We start from the raw sequence: 18,308 nt of genomic DNA, 5'->3' as shown, positions 1-18,308 counted from the left end.
ACTGTCGACGTAGGGCGGGATCGCCGGGCCTCAGGCGGGCGCGACCGGAGTCTTCCCGGGCGGCAGGCCGTCCGGCTGCCGGGGTCGCTCCCGCGCGATCACCAGTGCCACCGAGGCGAGCACCACGGCGCCGGCGAGCACCTGACGTCCGGACAACGACTCATCCAGCACCATCATGCCGAGCAGGACCGCCACCACCGGGTTGACGTACGCGTAGGTGGACGCGAGCTGGATCGGCGCGTTGCGCAGCAGCCACGTGTAGACGCTGAAGCCGACCACCGTGGACACGAGCATCAGGTAGGTCCAGGCCAGCCAGGACCGGCCCGTCACGTCGGCCAGGCGGAACCCGCCCAGCTCACCGCTGGCCAGGCTGGCCACCGCCACCGCGAGACCGCCCACGAGCATCTGCCAGCCGGTGCCGACCAGGTGGTCGGCCGGCATGCGCAGCCGCTGCGACAGCGTCGAGCCCAGCGCCCACACCATCGTGGAGAGCACCACCAGCAGCATCCCGCCGAGGTGCCACCCCTGCGTCGGCACCGCGAACAGCAGCGCCAGCCCGACCACACCGCCGAGGACGCCCACGGCCGCCAGCGGGGACGGCCGCGGACCGACCACCAGCCGCAGCACCAGCACCCACAGCGGCATCCCGGCCACCAGCAGCGAGGTCAGACCCGTCGGCACGTACAGCTGGCCCAGCGCCAGCAGCGCGCTGCCGGCGCCGACCATCAGCAGCCCGCTGGCACCCACCCCGGTCCACTGCCGCCGGGGCAGCAGCAGCCCCGCCGGTCCCCGCCACAGCGCCGCCACCGCGAACAGCAGCAGCGCCGCGGCCAGGAACCGGGCCGAGGTGGCCACCAGCGGCGGAATGCTGTCCAGGGCCACCCGGTTGCCCAGGTAGGTCGAGCCCCAGATCAGGTAGACCGCGCCGAGCCCGACGGCCAGGGCCATCGGGCCGGCGGGCCGCGGCGGATCCGCCGGGTGGCGGGCCGCCGCGGGCCGGGTCAGATCAGCGGTGTCCATTTACCCGGATCGCCACCGCGGTGTTGCCCCGAAGGGCGTTCGAGTACGGACACATCCGGTCGGCCAGCTCCACCGCGCGCTCCAGGTCGGCCTGCGGGCACTGCGGCGCGGACACGTCCAGCACCACGGCGATCGCGTACCGGCCGTCGTCGGTCTGCCCGAGGGAGACCGAGGCGGTGACAGTCGTCGGGCCGGGCTTGACGCCGGCCTGGCGGGCGGCGACGGCGAGCGCGCTGTCGAAGCACGCGGCGTAGCCGGCGGCGAACAGCTCCTCCGGGTCGGTGCCGGGCGCGTCCGGGCCCCGCTGGGCGGGACGGGTCAGGTCGACCCGCAGCGACCCGGTCAGCGACCGGGCGCTTCCGCCCCGGCCGCCGGACACCTCCACCTTCGCGGTGTAGACGGTGTTCGCCGGTACGACCTTCGCCTCGGACGCCGGGGTGCCGACGTTCATGCCGGCACCTCCGTTCCCAGGTCCGCGTGCACCTGCGCGGCGACCGCGTCGGCGAACGCCTCCGGCTGCTCGTCGGCCACGAAGTCGGTGCCGCCGGGGATGGTGACCAGCTCGGCGCTGGGCAGCGCGGCCCGCACCTGCGGCGTCATCCGGTCCAGCAGGTCGTCGGCGCCGTGCAGCAGCACGATGGGCAGCGCGTCCAGGGCGGCCGTGTCGACGTGGTGGTCGAACACCGCCCGGTACGCGGTGGCGTAGTCCGGGCCGGTCAGCAGGTACTCGGTGACCTGGCGGTTCGCCTCCTCCGGGGTCAGCGCCGGGTACAGGCCGTACACCCGGTCCCAGATCACCTTCAGGTGCCCGCCGTCGCGGTCCGGGGAGTAGCCGGGCGCGTACGACCGCTTCTTCTCCGCCCGCTCCTGCTCGTCGTAGAGCGGGATGCCCTGCAGGATCAGCCGGTGCACCCGCTCCGGCGCCGACATCAGCGCCTGCGCGCCGACGATCGCGCCGGTGTGCTGCCCGAGCAGGTGCACCTTGGACAGCCCGAGGGCGTCGGCGAACTGCCACACGCCGGCCGCGTACTCGGGGATGGACCACGGGCGCGGCGGGGCGTCGGACATCCCGAAGCCCGGCGTGTCCGGGGCGATCACCCGCAGTCCGCGGCGGGCCAGCGGCTCGATGACCGCGTCGTAGGTGGCCGAGGAGAGCGGGGACTGGTGCAGGATCAGCAGCACCGGGGCGTCGGCGTCGCCGCCGTGCCGGTAGTGCACCTGACCCCACGGCACGTCGACGTAGGCGCGGCGGGCCACGCCGCGGGCCCGGGTCACTCGGCCACCGCCAGCGCCGCCATGACCTCGATGACGTGCTTGATGCCGGCCTTGTAGTCGTCCAGCCGGATGTTCTCGTTCGGGCCGTCCACACCGGAGTCCGCGCGGGAGACGCCGACGCCGACGATGGGCCGGTCGGCGATCACGCCCTGGTTGCCGATCCACTGCGTGTACGGCTCGATCACCGGCTCGGTCCCGTACACCCGGCGGGCCGCGTCCGCGACGAGCGCGACGAACGGGTCCCGGTGGTCGGTGAGGTTGGGCCGGCTGGTCGCCATCACCTCGATGCGCAGGTCACCGAAGCCGGTCGCGGCCAGGTGGTCGCGCACGCACCCGAGGACGCGCTCCGGGTCCTGGCCCGGCACCAGCCGGATCTCCAGCTTCGCCGACGCCGTCGACGGGATGCCCAGCGTCACGTCGTCACGCATGTCGCCACCGGCGATGCCGGCCACGGTCAGCGTCGGCACGGTCCGGATGGCCACCGCCGCGGCCTGGTCGTCCAGGTCGCCGGTGAACCGCTCGACCTGGGCCCGCTTGCGCAGGAAGTCCCCGTCGAACGCCACCTTCTCCAGCAGCGCCCGCTCCTCGTCCGTCGGCGGCCGTGCGTCGTCGGCGAAGCCGGGGATCGTCACGGTGCCGTCGGGCCGCTGCAGCTGCGCCAGGGCGGCGGCCAGGCGCGCCGTGGCGGCCGGCAGCAGCGCGGTGTTCTGGCTGGTCAGGTCACGCGGCAGGGTCTGCGCGGTGAGGCGCAGGTAGAGCACGCCCTTCTCGGCCAGCTTGAGCAGCAGCCGGTCCTCGCCGTCGAGCCAGGAGTTCTCCCACAGCGCCGCGTCGCTGGCGAGCCGGTCGGCGTGCGCCTGCACGAACGAGCCCAGACCCGGGCTGTGCAGCCACTTCTTGCCCTCGAAGATGATCCGGTTGGTCACCGGCGGGGTGAGCCCGGCGAGCTTCCAGGCCGCCGCCGCGTGGATGCGGGACATGATGACGCCCTTGTCGTCGGCCACGCCCCGGGCGTAGAGCCGGCCGTCGTGGATCTCCGCCGCGTAGGGCGGGCTGATCCAGTCGGCGTCGTCACCGGCCGGCTCGACCTCCACGTCGTAGTGCGTGAAGTGCAGCAGCGCCTTGTCGCCCTCGCCGGCCACCTCGGCCAGCACGTACGGGTACGACTGCTCCCACGGGATGATCTCGGCCTCGCCACCCCAGCGGCGGACCGATCCGGCGATGAACTCGGCGGTGGCCTCCATCTGCTCCGGCTCCTGGCGGCGGCTGCGGATGCGGCACAGCTGCTGGAGCTCCTCGACGAACTCGTCGAAGTGGGCGTCGACGGCCGCCAGCGCGGCCGCGGTATCCGGTTTGGGCATGGTGGTCCTCACAGAAGGGGTCGGAGAGGGGAAGTCAGTGGATGGTGACGCCGCCGTCGACGAAGATCGTCTGGCCGGTGGTCATGGCGGCGGCGTCGCTCAGCAGGTAGGCGACCGCGTTGGCGACGTCCTGCGGCTGCGCCATCCGGCCCAGCGGGATGCTCGCCATCTTGTCCGCGAGGTACGCCTCGTCGCCACGTACGTCGGAGGTCATGTCGGTGGGCACGATGGTCGGTCCGACGGCGTTGACCCGGATCCGGTCGGGCGCCCACTCCAGGGCCAGCACGCGCGCCATGTGCATCACGCCGGCCTTGCTCACGCAGTAGCCGAGCGTGTTCAGCACCGCGATGTGCCCGTTCGTGGAGCCGATGTTCACCACCGCGCCGCTCGTCTGCCGCAGCGCCGGGTACGCGGCCTGGCACATCCGGAACGTGCCGGTGAGGTTGACGTCCAGGACGTCGGTGAAGTCCTGCTCGGACATCGTGGCCGCCGGCCCGCGCCGGACGATCCCGGCGTTGTTCACCAGCAGGTCCAGGCGGCCGTGGGAGTCGAGGACCTCGTTCACCAGCGCGGCGCAGGAGCCGGCCGACCGGACGTCGACCCGGTGCCGGGTGTGCGCGCCGCCGGACAGCTCGGCCTCGCTCCAGTCGTCGAGCAGGTCGGCCTGGGCCACGGTGGCCCCGCGCTGCGCGAGCGTCGCCGCGATGCGGGCCCCGATGCCGCGGGCCGCCCCGGTCACCACTGCCACCCGGCCGTCGAACCGGTTCGGGTCGGTGTTCATGTCGCGTGTCCTGCCTTTCCGGTCCGGCCACCGGCCGGGCGGGCGTTGCGCACGCCCGACCGGTGCCCCCAACACGTGACGGCGGTCCCGTCCACTGCCGTCACGCGCCGATCACCTTCGTGTCCTCGGCCCAGAAGGCCAGCCGCTTCTGCAGCAGCCGGATCACGAAGTGCGCCACCAGACCCATCAGCGACAGCACCACCAGCACGGCGAACATGCCGGCGATGTCGAAGTTGTAGTTGGTCTGCAGCAGCAGGTAGCCCAGGCCCTCCTTGGCGCCGATGAACTCGCCGACGACCGCGCCGAGGATGGCGAAGACGATGCCGATGTCCAGGCCGGCGAAGATGAACGGCAGCGCGCTGGGCAGCCGCACCATCCGGAAGATCTGCGCCTTGCTCGCGCCGAACACCGTCAGCATCTGGATCTTGTCGGCGTCGGCCGCGCGCAGACCCTCGATGACGTTCACCAGCATCGGGAAGAACGAGATCACCGCGGCCATGACCACCTTGCTGGTCAGGCCGAAACCGAACCAGACCACGAACAGCGGGGCCAGGGCGACCTTGGGCACGGTCTGGAAGGCCACGATGTACGGCATCAGCGTGGCTTCGACGATCTTGATCTGGGAGATGAACGTGCCGAGCACCAGGGCGGCGCCGACGCCGATCACGAACCCGAGCAGCGCCTCCTGCGTGGTCACCCAGAAGTGACCCCAGAACTGGTCGTCGCCGAGCTGCTGCCACAGCGACTCGACCACGCTCGACGGCAGCGGCAGGACGTACTCGTCGACGCCGAGGAGCTGGACGCCGTACTCCCAGGCCAGCACGACCACGACGAAGACCGTCGGGACCAGCCAGAGCTGGGGCTTCTCCCGCAGGTCGAACTTGCGCCGGGCGGGCCGGGCGGACGGCGCCGGTGGCTGGGCCGGCTTGCGGACCAGGTTGCTTGTTGCCATGGCTGTCCCTCGTCAGTCGATTACGCCGGCGGCGTTGAAGTGTCGGCGGATCCGTTCCACATAGACCCCGGCCCGGTCGGACGACATGATGCCGAGGTCACGCGGACGCTCCAGGTCGATGTCCATGACCTCGGCGATGCGGCCCGGCCGGGGGCTGAGCACCACCACCCGGTCGGAGAGGAAGACCGCCTCCGGGATGGAGTGCGTGACCAGCACGATCGTCTGGTTGCTCTCCTGCCAGATCCGCAGCAGCTCCACGTTCATGTACTCGCGGGTCATCGCGTCGAGCGCGCCGAACGGCTCGTCCATCAGCAGCACCGCCGGGTCGTGCACGAGCGCCCGGCAGATGCCGGCCCGCTGCTGCATACCGCCGCTGAGCTCGTGCGGGTACTTCTGCTCGAAGCCGTTGAGACCGACCATCTCGAGCAGTTGCTGCGCGCGTTCCCGGTGCCGGCGGGGATCCAGTCGCTGGATCTCCGCCGGCACCATCACGTTGTCGAAGATGGTGCGCCAGGGCAGCAGCGTCGGTGCCTGGAACACCATCCCGACCTCGGGAAGGGGCTTCGTCACGTCCCGCCCGGCGATCCGTACCGCGCCGCCGGTCTTCGGGCTGAGCCCGGCGAGGATCTTCAGCAAAGTGGTCTTGCCGCACCCGGACGGTCCCACGACCGAGATGAACTCGCCGCGACGTACCGTCAGGTTGATGTCGCTCAACGCCAGGGTCGGTGCCGACTTCCGGGGCCGGTACTCCTTGTCCAGCCCGTCGATCTCGATCCAGGAGTCTTCCGACACCGATGCCGGAGCCTGCGTCTGCGCCCGGCGGGCCGTCGCCTTGATGGCCATCGAAATCCCTTCCGCTGTCCGCTGCTAGGCGGTGTAGTTCGCGGCCTTGCTGAGCACCGCGGCCTTGTCGAAGTTGTTCGCGCCGGAGAGCAGGCTCGGGTCCCAGAGCTTCTTCAGGTCGACGTCACCGGAGATCTGGCCGGCCTCCTTGGTGTACGCCTGGGTCTTCGCCCACTCGTCGTCGCTGATCGCGCCCCAGTCACCGAACTGCTCCGGCTCGCCGCTGGCCGGCGTGGCCGTCTTCAGCCACGCGGCGAGGCTCTCGGTGTCCGCCTTGAGCCGCTCGTCGGCGGACTTGCCGGCGAGGATCTGCGGGAAGACCTTGTAGCCGATCTTCATGGCGGCCTCGGGGTTCTTGGCCGAGAAGAGCATCGCCTTGTACGCCGCGCGCAGGAACCGCTCGTACGAGTCCTTCTTGGCGTCGAAGTCACGGGCGCCGACGCTGAAGGTGAGCGACCGGATGCCGGTGAACACGTCCGGGTTGGTCAGGTACTTCAGCTGGGTGCCGGCGTTCTCGATGACCGCGTACGCCTGGGTGTAGAGCGCCAGCATGTCGACCTTGCCGTCGTTGAGCGCGGCGGCGGCCTGCGCGCCGACGCCCACCGGCAGCAGCTCGACGTCCTTGGCCGGGTCCAGGCCGGCGGCCTTGACGTAGGCGCGGGCGTACGGGGCCGAGCCGGAGGCAAGGCTGATCACGCCGATCTTCTTGCCGCGCAGGTCCGCGCCGCCGGTGATCGGGGAGTCCGGCTTCACCGCCATCACCCACGGCCAGTTCTGCACCAGGCCGCCGATGGCCTTGATCGGCACGTTCTTCTCCACTGCGCCGAGCGCCGAGCCGGCGTCGGCCGGGGTGATGTCGCCGCTGCCGGAGGCGACCGCCTGGAGGGCGGCGACCGAGCCGTCGGCGTTGATCGTCTCGACGGTCAGCTTCTCCTCGGCGAAGTAGCCGAGTTCCTTGGCGACCGCGTAGACGGCCACCTCCTCCTTCGGGCCGATCACGGCCGAGGCGATGGCCATGGTCAGCTTCGCCTCCTTGCCCTCGCCGCCGGCCTCGTCGTCGGAGCCGCCGCCGCAGGCGGAGAGAACCAGCGTGGCGGCCAGCGCCGCCGGGAGCAGTGCCCACTTCCGTTTCATATGCACACACCTCGTCGTGAGTCGGGGGAGACCGCCTCCGCCGCCGTGGCGGCGGAGGCGGGGTATCAGGCGTCGCGGCGCGACGCGACAGTTGCCGTCAGGCGTCGCGCGGCGACGCCCCAGTGCCCTCAGGCGTCGCGCAGCGACGCGACCAGTGCCAGGTCGTTGTAGACGTGCTGCTCGACGATCAGCGCGCCGTCGAGCACGAACACGTCCGCGTAGCGGATGTCCTCGAACGGCGTGCCGTCGAGCCACTCCCCGTACAGCCGCCCGAGCGAGGTCACGGTGACCCGCCCGTTGTCGTCACCCACCAGGTAGCGGTCCCGGTGCTTGCGCACCCACCGGTAGGTCCCGGTCGAGGCGGCCGCCATCTCCCGCAGCGAGGAGTACTCCCGGCCGCCCGGGAAGACCAGCCGGGCCTGCGGCGCGAGGAACGCGCCGGCCTCGTCGAGCCGGCGGTCCTCACACAGCTGCAGGTAGCTGTCGATCAGCCCGGGCGCGTCCGGTGCGCTCATCAGCCGGTCTTCTCGCTCAGCGCCGCCTCCCACTGGTCCCGCAGCGGGTGCTCCGCGGGGCCGTGCTCGGTGAGGATGCGCATCAGGCGGGCCAGCAGCGCGTCCCGCTCGCGGTCGAGGACCTGCTGCTCCTCCTCGGTGGAGGCGAACCCGTCGACGGCGCCCTCGGTCAGCACGCCGGAACGGGTCAGCAGCGCCTCGACCACACGTACCCGCTGCCGGGTCACGTGCAGCTCGGTGGAGAGCTGCAGCACCAGGTCGAGCAGCTTGCCGACCTTGGGGTCTCCGAAGTAGTCGAACTCGGTGCTCATCACGCCTCCGGCTTGGTCGCGGCCAGTACGGCCCAGGGGAAGTGCCACTCGGGACGGTCGCCCCAGCCCTGCGGCTGGACGCCGTTGCGGCGCTCGTCGAACGGGGTCCACGACACGTCGGTCAGGCCCGCCTCGGCGCAGACCTCGATCAGGTCCGAGCCGAACAGGTCGTGGAAGAACGGCTCGTTGTTGCGCTCGGCGTGCTCGTAGACGGTGGCGTCGCGCAGCGGGTCGCCGGTGAGCATGAACTCCAGGAAGCGCAGCGAGCCGCCCGGCTTGAGCAGGCGCGCCGCCTCCACGATCGTTTCCCGGATCGCGGTGGCCGGCATCTCGTGCAGCACCATCGTGCCGGTGACCACGTCGCAGCTGCCCGACTCGATGCCGGTGGCCCGGCCGTCGGCCTGCCGGTAGTCGATCGCCAGCCCGGTCGCCTCGGCCTCGGCGTGGGCCAGCCGTAGACCCGGCGCGGCCAGGTCCACGCCGATCACCTGCGCGGACGGGTACTTGGCGGGCAGCGGCCGGGTGCTCTTGCCGAAGCCGCATCCGATGTCCACGATCCGGGTCGCCGCGGGCAGCTCGGGCAGGGCGGTCTTGGCGAACAGCGTGTGGAACTTGTAGCCGTCGTTGTCGCGCAGCATGACGATGCGCGCCCCGAACTCGTACACGTAGGCCGACATGTCGTCGGAGAAGAAGCTGCCGGGCTGGATGTGGATGTCGTAGTCGGTGTACCAGTCGGGCAGTTCCAGGTCTGGGTTCAGCTCCAGCGAGCCCTTCGGCTGCTCGGGCACCGACGTCAGCTGGTCGGTCAGCTCCTCGCGGCGGCTGAGCACCGCGTCGCCGGCGACCTTCCACAGCATCTTCTGCTGCACCCGCTCCAGGTGGCTGAACCACGGGTAGAGCGGAAGGCCGCGCAGCACCTGGCTCGCGTCGCCGACCGTGGTGGCCGCCGCGCCGGTGGCGCCGTACTCCTCGCGCAGCGCCGGGTAGACGGTGTCCGCCCAGCGCTTGCGCAGGCCGAGGACGAAGTCCACGGCGGAACGCTCATCCAGGGTGAGGCGCTCCTCGATGTCCAGCATGCGTGTCTCCTCTTCAGGTGGGGGAGGACCGGTCCGCGGCGGGCCGCGACCGGGATGGACGGGTCAGTGGGCGTACCGCACGCGATCTGCGGACGCGGTGTCGTAGCGGCCGAGGAACGCACCCGCCATGCGTCCCTCGTAGACGGCCTCGAAGGCCGTGCGGGGGGCGTTCGCGTCGCCGACGACGTGGATCCGGGGACCGTCGGGCAGCGCGTCGAGCTGCCGGTACAACTCGTCGGCGGCCTGCGGCGAGCCGGCGTCGACGACTGTGGTGACGCCCTCGACGAGGGTGTCGGCGCCGGCGAGCGGACCGCCCAGGGCGACCGCGTCGGCGCCCGCCGGGCGCGCCGTGCGCATCGGGTGCACCGCGATCCCCAGGTCCGCGAAACGCTTGAGCAGCGCCAGCCGCGAGTACGTGGTGATCTTGGCGCTCACCGAGGCGGTGGGGGAGACCAGGTGGACGCGGGCGCCGCGCCGGGCCAGCCCTTCGGCCACCGAGGCGGCGGCCCAGGTGCCCTCGTCGTCGAGCACGACGACGGCGCCGGTCGGCCGGAAGTCGGGGTCGGTCAGCGCGTCGACGGCCTGCCAGATGTCGATCACCGGCGGGCCGCCGGGCAGCTCCCGCCGGGTGGGCCGGGAGCCGGTGGCCAGGACGACGTCCTGGTAGCCGCCGGCCAGCACGTCCTCGACGCCGATGCGGTGGTCGAGGCGTACCGGGATGCCGGCGGCATCGACGTCGCGGGCCAGGTCGCGGGTGAGCAGGCCGAGCCGTTCCCGTCCGGGTACGCGCGCGGCCAGTTCCACCTGCCCGCCGAGGTGCCCGCGCGCCTCGACCACCGACACCTGGTGCCCGGCCCGGTGGGCGGAGAGGGCGGCCTCCAGGCCGGCCGGGCCGCCACCGACGACGAGGACCTTCCGCGCGCCGGACGGTCCGGGCAGCTCCGGCCAGGCCTGCGCCCACTCCCGCTCGGCGCCGACCTCCGGGTTGACCACGCAGGAGATCGGCAGGCTGGTCTCCAGCCGGCCGATGCAGCCCTGGTTGCAGGCGAGGCAGGCGCGTACCTCGTGCTGGCGGCCCTGCTCGGCCTTGCGGACCAGGTGCGGGTCGGCGATGTGCGGGCGGGCCAGGCCGACCAGGTCGGCCTCGCCGGCGGCGACGAGCTCGGCGGCCTCCGGCAGGCTGTCCAGCCGGCACACCGCGAGCACCGGCAGGTCCGGGAACTCCTGCTTGAACAGCGCCGCGTGGTGCCGGAACGGGGCGTGGCCGAAGCTCATGTCCGCCATCTGCGTCGCGAGCGACCAGCTGCCGTGGTAGGCGGAGTGGCTGACGTGCACGTAGGCGAGCGGGAAGTCGGCGCGCAGCTTGCCGACGATCTCCAGCACCGCGGCCGGGTCGAGACCGCCGGGCAGGAACTCGTCGGCGCTGACCCGCAGTCCGACGGGCAGGTCCGGCGCGGCGGCCAGCACCGCGGTGAGCACCTCACGGGTCAGCCGCATCCGGTTGTCGAGGCTGCCGCCGTAGGAGTCGGCGCGGGTGTTGGTGTGCGGCGAGAGGAACTGCTGCAGCAGGTGGCCGTGGCCGGCGTGCACCTCCAGGCCGTCGAAGCCGGCATCACGCATCCGCCGGGCGGCGGCGGCGAACGCCTCGACGACGACGGCGATGTCCCGGCGTCCCATCGCGTGCGGCACGTGTGAGCCGGCCGCCCACGGCACCGGTGACGAGGACCAGGCGGCGGTGCGGGTCGCGTCCCCGTTCGCCTGCCGGCCGGCGTGCATGATCTGGGCGAAGATGCGCGCGCCGTGCTCGTGCACGGCCTCGGTCACCGCCGCGTACGCCGGGATCGACGAGTCGTCGAAGCTGCCGAGGCTGATGCTGCGGCCCGCGCTCGTGGGGTGCACGCGGATCGCCTCGGTGATGATCAGGCCGACGCCGCCCCGGGCGCGCTCCGCGTGGTAGGCCACGTGGCGCCCGGTGGGCACGTTGTTCAGTCCGAAGTTGGTGGTGTGACCGGGGACGAAGACCCGGTTCCGCAGTGTGAGACGACCGAGCCGGGTGGGGGAGAGAAGAGCGAGAAGCTTGTCGTCAGGCATGCCTCGGACTTCCTGTTTCGGGCCGCGCTCGGCATGGCCGAGAGCGTTCGGTTGAACCGTACGCCGTTCGATTGAGTGGAACGGTAGGGGTGACGCCGGTCTCCGTCAACAGGCTACTGATCGGTAACTTACCGAACCGTACTGCCTCTGACCTGCTGTTCCACTAGGCGGAACGCAAGCGGGCAAGGTTCGTCGATTCGTGGCTCGATCGTTCGGGCGGCCACGGGAGATGACAGTGCCGCCGCCCGGCGACCGGCCGGCGGTCCGTTTCGATCGTTCGGCCGGCCGGGTCGGCACTGTCCGGTTCGGAGGGACGCTCGCCGCGAGGCGGCCGGGTGGGACGTGCCGGCGGTGGCGGGGGTCAGGCAGCGGCGGGGCGCACGTACGGCGTGAGCAGCTCGCGGGCGAGGCCGGTGGCCGAGGGAAGGTCGAGGCCGTTCTCGATCATGCGGCTGAGGGCGTAGACGATCGACTGGATGACCTCGGCCATCCGGTTCGGGTCGCTCGCCCCGTGGTCGGCGAGAGCGGCGCGCAGCGGCGCCTCGAGGCTGTCGTGCAGGAGGCGGCTGGAGGTCGCGAGCACCTCGCTGTTGCCGACTGTCGCCATCGCCCGGGCCAGCGCGTGGTCGCCCCGGGCAACCAGTTGCAGGTTGGCCTCGACGTACGCCAGGATCCGCGACCCGGGCGTGCGGGCCTCGGCCATCCGGTTCTCGACGAAGGCCGACCACCGCGGAAAGGTGTCGGCGACGAGCACGTCGAACATGTCGGTGCGCGACTTGAAGTAGGAGTACGCGCTGGACCGGGCCAGGCCGGCGTGCCGCGCCACGTCGGCGAGGCTGGGGATCTGGTCCGGGTGTTGCGAGAGCAGGGCGCGGGCGGCGTCGAGCAGCGCCGCCCGCTGGGCGGCCCGGTGCTCGGCGACGGTTGAGGCCTGGATCTTCGGCACGCCAACCTCCAAGTCTCCGGTGCGCGCACCGGGTCCGCGTCGCGCCCTGCCGTCGCGGTCAGCTGCTCGTGGCGAGCTTGCCGTCGATCATCTCGTAGACGGTGTCACAGTACTGCAGCACGTCGTGATCGTGAGTGACCATGACCACCGCCACCGACCGCTCCCGTGCCTCCTGGGCGAGCAGCTGGACGATGTCGTGGCTGCGGGCCCGGTCCAGCGCCGCTGTCGGTTCGTCCACCAGCAGCACGGACGGCTGTGTCATCAGCGCCCGGGCGATGCCGACGCGCTGGCGCTCGCCGCCGGAGAGCTGGTGCGGCCGGCGGTCGGCCTTACCGGCCAGGCCGACGTGCGCGAGCATCTCCAGCGGGTCGCGTCCGGCGCGGTCCCGCCGCCCGCCCAGTCGCAGCGGCAGGCGCAGCTGGTCGGCGGCGGTCAGCGCGGGCAGCAGGTTGCCCGACTGGAACACGAACCCGACGTGCCGGCGGCGAAGCTCGGTGCGCGCTCGGCGGCTGGACACGGTCATGTCGTGGCCGGCCACTGTGACGGCGCCCTGATCGGGGCGGGCCAGCCCGCCGGCGACGGCGAGCAGGCTGGACTTGCCCGCGCCGGACGGCCCGACGATCGCGGCCAGCTCGCCCGGCGCGACGGTCAGGTCCACGTTGTCGAGCGCGTGCACGGTCTCCGCGCCGTCGCCGTGCCGCAGGTGGACGCCGCGCATGACCAGGCCGAGGTCGGCCGGCGCGGTGCCCGTCGTCGAGGGGGATGCTGTGGTCCGGCTGCTCATCGGTTGCCTCCCAGGGCGGTCGCCGGGTCGATGGAGGTGAGGCGGACGACGGCGGCTGCCGCGCCGACCAGGCCGAGCACGAGCAGTCCGGTCGCGGCGGCGGCGATGCTCTGCGGGTGCAGCGCGAACGGCACGTTGCCGCCGGAGATCAGCGCGCCGAGGCCGAGTCCGATCCCCATGCCGACGGCGATGGCGAGGGCCAGCAGGATCAGCGCCTGGGTGAGGGCGTCGCGCAGCACCCAGCCGGTCGAGGCGCCCAGCGCCCGCAGCACGGCGACCTCCTGCTTGCGCTGGATCGCCCAGACCGCGAAGAACGCGCCGGCCACGAGCGCCGAGATCGCGTAGAGGAAGCCCTGGATCAGCTGGAGCGTCGTCGTCTCGGCGGTGTAGCCCGGCGAGGCGCCGTAGGACTCCTCCAGCGTCAGGCTCTCCGTGCCGGCGGCCTTGTCGCCCGCGGCCAGGTCCACCGAGTCGCCGTCGGCCGCGCGGACCGCGACGGCGGTGATCTCCTGGGTGGCCTGTGCCGACACCTGCGTGCCGGCCGGCGTGCCGGACTTGACCGCCTGCCAGGTGGCCAGCGGTACGTACGCCACGTCGACGTGGCCGAAGGTGTCCTGCTGCTCGGTGACGCCGACGACCCGCAGCTTCGTGCCGAGCCGGTCCACCGTCACGGTGTCGCCGACGCGCAGGCCCGCGTCGATCGCGGTGGGGCTCACCACGATCCCGTCCGCCGGGCCGAGCCGGTCGCCCTCGCTGACCGCGGGCGACAGGAACGAGTCGGTCTCGACGCCGAACAGCGCCAGGTCGACCTCGGTGCCCCGGTCGGTACGCCCGTTGATGAGCGTGTTGCCGAACGGGGTCGCCTCCGCCACCCCGGGCTGCTCGCGCCAGGTGTCCACCGTCGAGGCGTCCACCACGCTGCGCGAGAACGCCGAGTCGTGCTGCACGCCGTGGGCGAACGCGAACGAGGTGACCGGAAGGTTCTGCAGCCCGGAGACGCCGTCGCGGACCAGTCCGACGGACAGGCCGGACAGCATCACCATCAGCACCGAGATCAGCACGATCACGGCTCCCATCAGGGCGAATCGCAGCCGCGCGAACCCCAGCTCACGAATGGCCAGGAACATCAGCCGCCACCTCTCATGTTTGTCGACACCATGTCGCGATCTTACCAACGCGGTGTCGGCAAAAAGCGGGATCCGGCGCTGTCTACCCGACCACAATCCGTGACGGCTCGGCCGGTCAGCCGGGCGAGGGCAGCGTCCCGCGCTCCCGCGTCAGGTACGCCTCGATGCGGGCGAACGCCCCGGTCCACACCTCGGTGGCGAAGAAGTCGCGCAGCTCCGGGGCCGGGAAGCCGCTCTGCGTCACGGTCATCAGCGTGCCGCCGTCCTTCTCCTCGAAGGTGACCTCGACGCGGGTGGTCATCGTCTCGCCGTCCGGGCTGCTGCCGGAGGACTCGGTGACCAGGCGGTGCGGGCGGTCGATCTCCAGGAACGTCTGGGTCTCGCGGAACAGCATGTCGGGGGAGGGCCCCCAGACGGCTGTCTGCTTCCCGCCGACCCGCAGGTCGACGTCGATCTCCGCGATGCCCGGCTCCTCGTCCAGGATGCCGAACCAGATCTTCTGTTTGCCGGCGTCGGTGTAGGCGTCGAACGCCTCCTCAGGCGTGCCCGGAAGCTGTCGGGTCAGGTGGATCTGGAGCGTCATGGTCACGGTCCTCCGTGGTGAGAGTGAGATAGGCGTCGAGGCCGTCCAGGCGGCGTGCCCAGAGGCGCCGGTAGAAGCTGATCCAGGCCATCGCCGTGTCCAGCGGGGCCTCGCTGAGCCGGCACTGTCGGGACCGGCCGACCTTCTGCGTCACCACGAGACCGGCGTCCTCCAGCGCGCGGACGTGCTTGCGCATGCCGGTGAGGCTCATCCCGGTGGGCCCGGTGAGCTCGCTGATGGTGGCCGGACCCGTGCCGAGCCGGATCAGGATGTCGCGTCGGGTGGGGTCGGCCAGGCTGGCGAAGACCCGGTCGAGCGTCTCTTGCTGAACCACATGGTTCACCGTACAACACTGAACCCCTTGGTTCACCATTGCCGCGCATTCGGCGTGCATTTCGCCGTCGAGTGGTCTGACCACTGGGGGTGATCGAGGCGCGGTCCGCCGTTCGGCCCGATCGCCTCGTGCATTCGGCCGGGGCCGGCTCAGTTGCTCGGCCTGCTTGCCGGAGCCCGGTCCCGACCTGCGGGAATGTTCCCCGATTCCGGTAACGGAAAGGTCACGAGGTATTCCTGTGCCGTGCTTGCGCTCGGTACGTTCCACGAGGCATGAGGTCAGACCTCACTCCTCATGCCTCTAGCTGACGAGGTGAGTAGACCAGTGCAGGAACCCGCCCCCCGCTACGCCGGATACCGGTCCTTCGACTACCTGGTGCCGCATGTGGACTACAAGGTCTTCGAGCTCGCGCCACAGATCGGCCGGGTGCCGGAACACGACCTTGGCCTGACCGACGACCAGCGTGCCCGCGTCTCCCGGCTGCTGCGCGAGCACATGGCCATCTCGCTGCACGAGCACCCGAAGATCCTGCCGGCCGACGTGACGCAGTTGCGCGACTACAACCGCACCGGCCGCAACTCCTTCGGGTTCGAGGGCCTGGCCCGGTCCGGCATGACCGCGGTCTTCGACAACTTCATGAACGGCACCGGCTGCGTGACCAGCGAGCACGCCTGGAAGTGGGACGACGTCATCTACGACATCGGCCTGCGCTTCGCCGACGTCGCCAAGCAGGACCACGTGGTGGTGGCGACCACGCTCGAACAGATCTTCGAGGCCAAGCGCAACGGGCAGATCGCCCTGGTGGCCGGCCTGGAAGCAGCCACGATGATCGAGAACGAGCTGGACCGGATCGACATCCTCTACGGCTTCGGCGTACGCCAGATGGGCATCGCGTACAGCCAGGCGAACATGCTCGGTTCCGGCCTCTCCGAGGACCGCGACGGCGGGTTGACCCACTTCGGCCGGCGCGCGGTGGACCGGATGAACAAGCTCGGGATCGCCATCGACATCTCGCACTCCGGCGACCAGACGTCGCTGGACGTGATCGAGGCCAGCCGGGTGCCGGTGTTCATCACCCACGCCGGCGCCCGCTCGGTCTGGAACACCCCCCGGATGAAGCCGGACGAGGTGATCCGGGCCTGCGCCGAGCGGGGTGGCGTGATCGGCATCGAGGCCGCTCCGCACACCACCCTCTCCGGCGACCACCCGCACCACTCGATCGAGTCGGTGATGGACCACTTCACCTACTGCGTGGAACTGGTCGGCATCGACCACGTCGCGTTCGGCCCGGACACCAATTTCGGTGACCACGTCGGACTGCACGACAGCTTTACCCAGCACCTGGCGATCGGAAAGGCCCACGGAGTGGTGGACCACCCTCGGGTTCCGTACGTGAGTGGCATGGAGAACCCGGCGGAGTGCTTCAGCAACATCGTCGGGTGGTTGGTCACGCACGGTTACTCCGACGACGAGATCGCCAAGGTCATCGGCGGCAACATCATCCGGGTTCTTCAGGAGGTTTGGTGAACAAGACAGTCAAGGGTCGGTGGCGGCTCGCTGTCGCGCTCGGCGTGGCGGCCACGCTCGGTGTCTCCGGCTGCGGTCTGAACGAGGAGACCTCCTCCTCCAGCGGCTCGTCGTCGGACTCGGTGCTGCGGATCGGCACCACCACCGACGTGAGCAATTTCAACCCGCTCCAGTCGTTGAGCAAGACCGACTCGTGGATCCTCAACGCGATGTACCCGCACCTGCTGCGGATCGACGAGAACGCGAAGAAGTCGCCCGAGCTGGCCAAGGAGTACCGCTACGAGGACGACGGCAAGACCGCCGTCTTCGTGCTGCGCGACGACTTCAAGTGGACCGACGGCAAGCCGGTGGTCGCCGAGGACGTGAAGTTCTCCGCCGAGTCGATCATGAAGTACAAGCTCGGCAACGTCGCGGCGAAGCTGACCTGGGTCGAGTCGGTCGAGGCGCCGGACGCGACCACTGTGAAGTTCAAGCTCTCGCAGCCGTACGCGCCGTTCGCCGAGGGCGTCGGCTTCTGGATGTCGGTCGTGCCGAAGCACGTCTTCGAGCCGGCCGGTGACCTGTCCAAGTTCGCCAACGACTCCAACTGGGTCGGCGCCGGGCCGTTCGTCCTGGACAGCATCACCAAGGGCCAGCGCTACGTCATGAAGCGCAACGAGCACTACCCGCTCGCGCCGGGTGGCAAGGCCGCGGTGAGCCAGGTCGAGTACCGGGTCTACCCGGACGTGAACACCATGATGCTGGCGCTGCGCAACGGCGACATCGACATGATGGGCACCCCGGTGCCGGTCTCGGCGGCGAAGACCTTCGAGAACGACGACAAGATCAAGCTGAAGAAGGTCGGCGCACTCGGCTTCGCGCACCTGACCTACAACATGAAGAACAAGTACCTCGCCGACCAGGACGTCCGGCAGGCGCTGTCGATGGCGGTCGACACCAAGGCGATCATCTCGGCCGTGCTGCAGGGCGACGGCCAGCAGATGGCCGGCCCGATCTCGCCGATCTTCTCCGAGTACGACAACACCGAGCTGCAGCCGTACCCGTTCGACCCGGAGGGCGCGAAGGCCAAGCTGAGCGCGGCCGGCTACAAGGACGCCAACAACGACGGCTTCTTCGACGAGCTGAAGTTCGGCGTGGCGTGCGACCAGTCCAACGCCAACATCACCCGGGTCGTGCAGCTGTTCCGGGAGAGCGCGGCCAAGGCCGGCGTGAAGCTGGAGAACGAGTGCGTGGAGCGGAACACCTTCCTCACCCGCACCAAGAACGGCGAGTACGACATCGACGCCTCGCAGTGGGGTGTCTTCGACAACCCGATGGACCAGCTGCGCAGCACCTACCTGTCCAGCAACCCGGGTGGCATCAACTACAACCTGCTCGAGTCGGCGGAGATGGACGCGCTGATCAACGACGCGGCCGGCACCACCGACGTGGAGGCGTTCAAGACCAAGATCAAGAACATTGACAAGGTCGTGCACGAGCAGGCGTACCTGACCCCGCTGTACGTGGAGAACTTCCAGTTCGCCTACAACGCCAGCAAGTTCACCGGCTTCGTCCCGTCGCCGTCGGACCTGCTCGGCATGGTCACCGCGTACTCGCTGGCCCAGGTCACCCCGGTCAAGTAACCCACCCAACCAGACGAGAGGAGGGG

At 70.8% G+C, this 18,308-nt stretch carries 19 protein-coding genes; 2 read left to right on the top strand and 17 right to left on the bottom strand.

What is annotated here, in order from left to right; translation table 11 throughout:
- Positions 1–30 precede the first annotated feature (30 nt).
- The 17 genes from DQE82_RS14835 to DQE82_RS14755 form a co-directional block, all read right to left on the bottom strand.
- Positions 31–1,020 carry an EamA family transporter gene (locus DQE82_RS14835; RefSeq protein ID WP_113972983.1) on the bottom strand — a complete coding sequence of 330 codons (990 nt, stop codon included), beginning with the start codon at positions 1,018–1,020 and terminating at the stop codon, positions 31–33.
- A complete protein-coding gene (locus DQE82_RS14830; protein ID WP_043323200.1) occupies positions 1,007–1,471 on the bottom strand; it encodes an Ohr family peroxiredoxin in 465 nt (154 codons plus the stop codon). Before DQE82_RS14830 ends, DQE82_RS14835 begins: the two co-directional genes overlap by 14 nt.
- Positions 1,468–2,295: an alpha/beta fold hydrolase gene (locus DQE82_RS14825; RefSeq protein ID WP_043323203.1), complete on the bottom strand. Its 828-nt coding sequence runs from the start codon at positions 2,293–2,295 to the stop codon at positions 1,468–1,470. The genes DQE82_RS14830 and DQE82_RS14825 overlap by 4 nt, the downstream gene beginning before the upstream one ends.
- On the bottom strand, positions 2,292–3,656 hold the full coding sequence (locus DQE82_RS14820; protein WP_043323205.1) for a M20/M25/M40 family metallo-hydrolase: 1,365 nt from the start codon (positions 3,654–3,656) through the stop codon (positions 2,292–2,294). Before DQE82_RS14820 ends, DQE82_RS14825 begins: the two co-directional genes overlap by 4 nt.
- Positions 3,657–3,690: 34 nt before the next feature.
- Positions 3,691–4,437 (bottom strand): SDR family NAD(P)-dependent oxidoreductase, encoded by a 747-nt coding sequence (locus DQE82_RS14815; RefSeq protein ID WP_113972982.1) that lies wholly within the window; start codon positions 4,435–4,437, stop codon positions 3,691–3,693.
- A 100-nt stretch (positions 4,438–4,537) separates the two neighbouring features.
- Entirely contained in the window at positions 4,538–5,389 is an 852-nt protein-coding gene (locus tag DQE82_RS14810; RefSeq protein ID WP_043323208.1) for an ABC transporter permease, read from the bottom strand.
- 12 nt (positions 5,390–5,401) lie between these two features.
- Positions 5,402–6,181 (bottom strand): ABC transporter ATP-binding protein, encoded by a 780-nt coding sequence (locus tag DQE82_RS14805; RefSeq protein ID WP_030499079.1) that lies wholly within the window; start codon positions 6,179–6,181, stop codon positions 5,402–5,404.
- A 75-nt stretch (positions 6,182–6,256) separates the two neighbouring features.
- Complete coding sequence (locus DQE82_RS14800; RefSeq protein WP_043323209.1) at positions 6,257–7,366, bottom strand: ABC transporter substrate-binding protein; 1,110 nt, start codon at positions 7,364–7,366, stop codon at positions 6,257–6,259.
- Between the two features lie 128 nt (positions 7,367–7,494).
- Complete coding sequence (locus DQE82_RS14795) at positions 7,495–7,881, bottom strand: hypothetical protein (RefSeq protein WP_043323211.1); 387 nt, start codon at positions 7,879–7,881, stop codon at positions 7,495–7,497.
- Positions 7,881–8,192, bottom strand: a complete 312-nt coding sequence (locus tag DQE82_RS14790; RefSeq protein WP_064445583.1) for a hypothetical protein — start codon at positions 8,190–8,192, stop codon at positions 7,881–7,883. The genes DQE82_RS14795 and DQE82_RS14790 overlap by 1 nt, the downstream gene beginning before the upstream one ends.
- The gene (locus DQE82_RS14785) at positions 8,192–9,268 is read right to left on the bottom strand and encodes a class I SAM-dependent methyltransferase (protein WP_043323216.1); all 1,077 of its coding nucleotides are present in this window, start codon (positions 9,266–9,268) and stop codon (positions 8,192–8,194) included. The genes DQE82_RS14790 and DQE82_RS14785 overlap by 1 nt, the downstream gene beginning before the upstream one ends.
- A 63-nt stretch (positions 9,269–9,331) precedes the next feature.
- Positions 9,332–11,359, bottom strand: a complete 2,028-nt coding sequence (locus DQE82_RS14780) for an FAD-dependent oxidoreductase (RefSeq protein WP_113972981.1) — start codon at positions 11,357–11,359, stop codon at positions 9,332–9,334.
- Between the two features lie 361 nt (positions 11,360–11,720).
- A complete protein-coding gene (locus DQE82_RS14775; protein WP_043323222.1) occupies positions 11,721–12,305 on the bottom strand; it encodes a TetR/AcrR family transcriptional regulator in 585 nt (194 codons plus the stop codon).
- Between the two features lie 58 nt (positions 12,306–12,363).
- Positions 12,364–13,089, bottom strand: a complete 726-nt coding sequence (locus DQE82_RS14770; RefSeq protein WP_069088408.1) for an ABC transporter ATP-binding protein — start codon at positions 13,087–13,089, stop codon at positions 12,364–12,366.
- Complete coding sequence (locus DQE82_RS14765) at positions 13,086–14,216, bottom strand: FtsX-like permease family protein (RefSeq protein ID WP_113972980.1); 1,131 nt, start codon at positions 14,214–14,216, stop codon at positions 13,086–13,088. The genes DQE82_RS14770 and DQE82_RS14765 overlap by 4 nt, the downstream gene beginning before the upstream one ends.
- Before the next feature lie 115 nt (positions 14,217–14,331).
- Positions 14,332–14,799, bottom strand: coding sequence for an SRPBCC domain-containing protein (locus DQE82_RS14760; protein ID WP_113972979.1), 468 nt, complete (start codon positions 14,797–14,799; stop codon positions 14,332–14,334).
- A complete protein-coding gene (locus tag DQE82_RS14755; RefSeq protein ID WP_176722809.1) occupies positions 14,753–15,133 on the bottom strand; it encodes a metalloregulator ArsR/SmtB family transcription factor in 381 nt (126 codons plus the stop codon). The genes DQE82_RS14760 and DQE82_RS14755 overlap by 47 nt, the downstream gene beginning before the upstream one ends.
- 324 nt (positions 15,134–15,457) lie before the next feature.
- Between DQE82_RS14755 and DQE82_RS14750 the strand changes: the two genes are divergently transcribed.
- Positions 15,458–16,660, top strand: coding sequence for a dipeptidase (locus DQE82_RS14750; RefSeq protein WP_043323232.1), 1,203 nt, complete (start codon positions 15,458–15,460; stop codon positions 16,658–16,660).
- Entirely contained in the window at positions 16,657–18,282 is a 1,626-nt protein-coding gene (locus DQE82_RS14745; protein WP_069088411.1) for an ABC transporter substrate-binding protein, read from the top strand. The genes DQE82_RS14750 and DQE82_RS14745 overlap by 4 nt, the downstream gene beginning before the upstream one ends.
- Positions 18,283–18,308: the final 26 nt, after the last annotated feature.

Origin of the sequence: Micromonospora sp. LHW51205 (assembly GCF_003315815.1) — a bacterium.
GTDB classification, from domain to species: Bacteria; Actinomycetota; Actinomycetes; order Mycobacteriales; family Micromonosporaceae; genus Micromonospora; species Micromonospora chalcea.
The sequence above is the reverse complement of the archived record's forward strand: the minus strand, read 5'-3'. Positions and strand labels throughout refer to the sequence as shown.